General features: G+C 54.1%; 6 protein-coding genes. 5 read left to right on the top strand and 1 reads right to left on the bottom strand.

Features of this window, described 5'->3' with window-relative positions:
* On the bottom strand, positions 1-198 hold a 198-nt coding region (locus tag AB8B76_RS13955), incomplete at its 3' end, for a LysR family transcriptional regulator (RefSeq protein WP_405273387.1).
* A 175-nt stretch (positions 199-373) separates the two neighbouring features.
* Between AB8B76_RS13955 and AB8B76_RS13950 the strand changes: the two genes are divergently transcribed.
* Genes AB8B76_RS13950 through AB8B76_RS13930 form a run of 5 tightly spaced genes read left to right on the top strand, consistent with a single transcriptional unit; the run spans position 374 to position 4,871 of the window.
* The gene (locus AB8B76_RS13950) at positions 374-1,537 is read left to right on the top strand and encodes an alpha/beta hydrolase family protein (protein WP_405273386.1); all 1,164 of its coding nucleotides are present in this window, start codon (positions 374-376) and stop codon (positions 1,535-1,537) included.
* Between the two features lie 10 nt (positions 1,538-1,547).
* Positions 1,548-2,480 carry a VOC family protein gene (locus AB8B76_RS13945; protein ID WP_405273384.1) on the top strand — a complete coding sequence of 311 codons (933 nt, stop codon included), beginning with the start codon at positions 1,548-1,550 and terminating at the stop codon, positions 2,478-2,480.
* Between the two features lie 5 nt (positions 2,481-2,485).
* Entirely contained in the window at positions 2,486-2,881 is a 396-nt protein-coding gene (locus tag AB8B76_RS13940) for a Rieske (2Fe-2S) protein (protein ID WP_405273383.1), read from the top strand.
* A gap of 21 nt (positions 2,882-2,902) precedes the next feature.
* Positions 2,903-4,030, top strand: coding sequence for an FAD-dependent oxidoreductase (locus AB8B76_RS13935; RefSeq protein WP_405273382.1), 1,128 nt, complete (start codon positions 2,903-2,905; stop codon positions 4,028-4,030).
* Between the two features lie 52 nt (positions 4,031-4,082).
* The gene (locus tag AB8B76_RS13930; RefSeq protein WP_405273381.1) at positions 4,083-4,871 is read left to right on the top strand and encodes a glutathione S-transferase family protein; all 789 of its coding nucleotides are present in this window, start codon (positions 4,083-4,085) and stop codon (positions 4,869-4,871) included.
* Positions 4,872-4,946 lie beyond the last annotated feature (75 nt).

Below are 4,946 nucleotides of genomic sequence, written 5' to 3'. Positions count from 1 at the left end.
CGCAGCGGCGGTGGGAACCATGCTCTTGCCATGCTGTTGCAGGATGGGTTCGTCGAAGTGCTCGCGTAAGCGAGACAGCGCTGCGCTCATAGCGGGCTGACTTACATTCACCCTGTCTGCCGCTCTGGTCACACTCTGTTCGTCCAGCAGGGCGTCTAAGGCGACCAGTAGGTTTAGGTCAAGGTTTTTGAAACGCATGAGACAACCTATAAGCAAACAGTATGAATATCGATCAGTATAAGCAATTTTTATTATTGTTTCTCTGGTGCCATTATTTTCGGCACTGTGACCAAGAGCGCGTGTGCGTTGGTCGGATCATTACTGACTTGTCTTTGATCTTGGGTAGACCTCAACCATTGCTTAGGGAAAATTAATGTTTAAGTACTTTCCAACTAACTATGTATGGAACCTCTCTGTAGACCTCGCGATTGAAATGGGTGCACGCATTGGCGAGATTGAAGCGATGTGTGCGCCGCTTCAGGAAGCCGCCAAGAAACCAGATGCACAAGGCGTGCAGGCCTTTCGTGATACCTGGGCCAAGATGGCCGATCAACTGTGTGAATTGGCCGAGGAGGATGAAGCCCGAGGTCGAATGCTCTCCGCGGGCGAAAAGTATGCTCGCGCCGCATCCTATTTAATCACTTGCGAGCGGCTCCAGGCTCACAAAGCACCGGGGCGACTGGAGCTTTACAAGCGCATGCTGGATTTGTTCGAAAGAGGCACCAGCCTTGCTGACGAAAACTGTGAGCGGGTAGAAATACCTTATGAAGGTAAGCATATTTCCGGACTTTTGGTGCGAGCAGAGAATAGCTCTGGCCGCGCACCGGTGTTAGTCCAGGTTAATGGCCTGGATTCAACTAAAGAAATGAAATATCGGGTAGGTTTGCCCTCATGGTTGGCCAAAAGGGGCGTGTCTTCGCTCATTATTGACCAGCCAGGTACCGGTGAAGCGCTTCGTCTGCAGAACCTTGTGGCGCGCTATGACTCCGAACATTGGGCGAGTCCTGTGGTTGATTGGCTGGAAGCCAGAGACGACGTTGATGCCTCAAGAATTGGTATGGAGGGCGTATCTCTCGGTGGTTATTTCTGCCCGCGAGCGGTCGCCTTTGAGCCGCGCTTCGCCTGTGGCGTGTGCTGGGGTGCCAATCACGATTGGCGGGATGTGCAAAAACGACGTCTGGAAAATGAAGGCGATTTCCCCGTCCCCCATTACTGGGCGCACGTGCGCTGGGTTTGGGGTGCAGAGGATATGGATGAATTCATGGCGATTGCCGAGAACGTTCATCTGGATGGTGTCGTGGAAAAAATCAAGGTGCCGTTTCTGGTGACACATGGTGAGAAAGACTCTCAAATTCCCTTGAAGTGGGCTGAGCGCACCTACGAGCAACTAAGTAACAGTCCTAAGCGAGAGTTAAAGGTGTTTACCGAGCGTGAAGGCGGCGTTCAGCATTCGAGCTTTGACAACAGTATTAATGCCGGGCAGTACATCGCTGATTGGGTCGCAGAGACGCTCGGCGGCCAAACCGCCAAATCCTGAGGAGATGAAAATGAATATTGTCGGACCGGATGCGCTTATCTTTGGTGTAGATGATGTCGAGGCCTGCACGCAGTTTCTACTGGACTACGGTCTTGATGCGGTAGGCGGTGGTCGTTTTGAGGCCCTGGACGGCACAGCCGTCATCATCGGGGATAAAGAAGACTCGTCATTGCCACCAGCCTTGCAGACCGGCAGCATGCTGCGAAAAACTGTCTATGGCGTTGCGGATCAGGCGACTCTCGATGCTATTGAAGCTGAGTTGAGTAAGGATCGAGAGGTGAAGACTCTGGATGATGGTTCCCTGGAGGCTGTGGACGACACAGGTTTCGTGCTGGGTTTTCAGCTTACGATGCGTAAACACCTGAACCTGCCAGCTGTAACAAGCAATGTGCCGGGCGCGGCGCAGCAGCGAGCGATGAATGATATCGGCGTTGCGCCGGACGCAAGCCCCAAGCCTGTTTCGCTATCCCACGTTGTTTACTTCGTTCCCGATTATGCCAAGGCCGAAGCCTTTTATGCAGAGCGTTTGGGATTTGTGACCACAGATCGATTTACTCACGTGGGCCCCTTCATGCGCCCGGCGGGCACGAACGATCATCACACCTTGTTCATGATTCAAACACCGCCGCATATGCAGGGCTGCGAACACTTTACCTTCCATATGGCAAGTGCGAGTGATGTGATGCAAGCGGGAACAAACCTGGTTAATCAGGGGTATCAGAGCTTTTGGGGGCCTGGACGCCATATCTTTGGCTCCAACTGGTTCTGGTATTTCTCAAGCCCTCTGGGCTGCAAGATGGAATATGACGCAGACATGGATCTGCATGACGATAGCTGGAGTGCTCGAGAAGCGGGAATGAGTGCCGACAACTCTCAGGTGTTCCTCATGGAATTTCGGGAAAAGTGGGCGCCCTCGGGGCCACCACCGCCCAAGCAAGGTTAATCGGCTTGAACGACGAAGCTTCTACAGCAAAAGGCATGGCTGCGCGTGAGTCAACGACGCAGCGTGTCGAACTTTGTCACATCTCGGAGCTTCGCGAGTCACGAGCCCAGGGCTTTGATCCATTTAGTGAAGGGCGGGCGAGCCTGTTTGTGGTTAAAAAGGACTCGTCCCTTTACGCCTATCGAGATCGCTGTCCGCATTACGGTACTACGCCGTTGCCCTGGAAGAAGAACGAGTATTTAGATAAGGCTGGGGATGTCATCGTTTGCGCCGCCCATGGCGCACGTTTTGATGTCACTACCGGCATCTGCATTTCGGGCCCCTGTCTGGGTGAATCTTTGTCTGCGATTGCGCTTCATGTCCGGCGCGATGGTCAGCTCCTGGCAGATGTACACACATAAGTTAGCAATGGAGAGAAAGCCATGAGTGATTCAGTTCAAAAGGTATTGATAGTCGGTGGTGGCTTTTCCGGTATGTCTGCGGCCATACAGCTGTGTAAGCAGGGCATCGAAACTCACTTGGTGGAGATTGACCCGGACTGGCGGGCGGAAGGCGCAGGGATTAGTGTCGGCGGCGCGACGCTGCGTGCTTTTCAAGCTTTGGGTATCCTCGACGAATTCCTGGAGCAGGGGAGTGTTCAGCCGGCACTGGAGGTCATTGCGCCTACAGGACAACTGATTCAGACCATACCCAACCCCCCTGTGGGTGACGACATTCCCGGTGGTGGCGCCATTATGCGGCCAGTGCTCGCTAAGATATTGTCGAAGAAGGTTATAGAGGCCGGCGCTAAAGTGCGTCTTGGCTACAGCTACAGTTCCATGGTGCAGGACGCCGATGGAGTGTCAGTTAAGTTTGAGGACGGCAGCGATGATCGCTTTGATTTGGTCATCGGCGCCGATGGGGTGTATTCCAATACCCGTGAGTGGCTGATGCCTGATGCACCCAGGCCGCGCTATACAGGGCAGGGCGTATGGCGCGCTGTCTTACCTCGCCTTCCCGAGGCTAGCAATACCATGATGTGGGTCGGACCGAAGCTCAAGACAGGTATTAACCCCATGTCCAAAGATCAGGCATATCTGTTTTTGACCGAAGATAAGGAGGTCAAAGAGCGGATCCCGGAAGAGCAGATGGTTCCCATGCTGAAGAAGCTGCTGGAGACATTTCCCGCGCCGCTTGTTCAAACAATGGCAGCGCAGCTTGACGACAGCTCACAGGTGCAGTGGCGCCCATTGGAGGGATTGCTCGTGCCGCTGCCCTGGTTCCAGGGACGGGTTGTATTGATCGGCGACGCTGTACATGCCACTACGCCGCACTTGGCCTCTGGTGCCTGTATCGGTATCGAAGATGCCATCGTGCTCGCCGAGGAGCTGGCTTCGCACTCCACTTTGAACAACGCGCTCACAGCGTTCGGAGAGCGGCGCTGGGAGCGCTGCCGAATGGTGGTAGAGAACTCTGGTCGACTGGGTCAGATCGAGATTGAAGGTGGTGACAAGCAAGAGCATGGCATGATCATGCGCGAGTCCATGCAGGCACTTGCCCAGCCTATCTGAGCTTTGGTCTGTTAGAAAAACTCATTCACCGAGCTAAACGAAAGGGTTTCCCATGCTAACTCTTTACCACAACGACATGTCCGTTTGTGCGCAAAAGACGCGCATGGTTCTAGCTCACAAAGGCCTGGAATGGGGGTCGAAGCATCTCAACCTGCGTGCTGGAGAGCAGTTCTCCGCGGAGTTTCGCAAGGTTAATCCCAAGGGCCTGGTTCCGGCATTGGTCCATGACGGCAAAGTGGTTTTAGAGTCCAATGCCATCGTGCAATATCTGGACGAAGTCTTTGCGGCCTCCCCATTACTCCCAGTAGATGCCGTTGAGCGAGCAGATGCTCGCGGCTGGCTCATCCGCCTTGATGCGGGCTTGCATGAGCATGTTGCCGTGATCAGTTTTTGCGTCGCCTTTCGTCACCAGATACTTGAGCGTCATGCGACGCCAGAGTCACTGCAGGAGTTTTTCGCGCAGATTCGAGATCCATCGCGCCGGGCTGTTATGGAAGATATTGTCACCAATGGTTTGGAATCTTCTCGATTGTTGCTGGCCGTTTTGGCTTACGACAAGCTTCTTAAAGATATGGCCACCTCTTTGCGGGCGAACGGTTGGTTGGTCGGGCGAGAACTGAGCCTGGCAGACTTCGCCTTGCTGCCTTACATCGAGCGATTGGAGCAGCTTCAGCTGTCGCAATGGTGGGAGTCTTATCCGGAGCTGGGTCGCTGGTTGGCCCGTTTGCGGGCTACGCCTGCCTACGAACTGGGCGTAGCACAGTGGTCAAATGCAGCGTACCTGCAGCTCATGAAAGAATCAGGCAGTGATGCCTGGCCAAAGATTCAGGCGTTACTCTAGGATTGATCCAGGCGGGCATCTGTTTGCTTTGCAATTTTATGCTGGTCCTCGGTGTTGCCGATTTTCCAATAACTA

Source organism: Congregibacter sp. (assembly GCF_045107095.1).
GTDB lineage: Bacteria > Pseudomonadota > Gammaproteobacteria > Pseudomonadales > Halieaceae > Congregibacter.
This window is presented reverse-complemented; position numbering and strand designations above follow the sequence as displayed.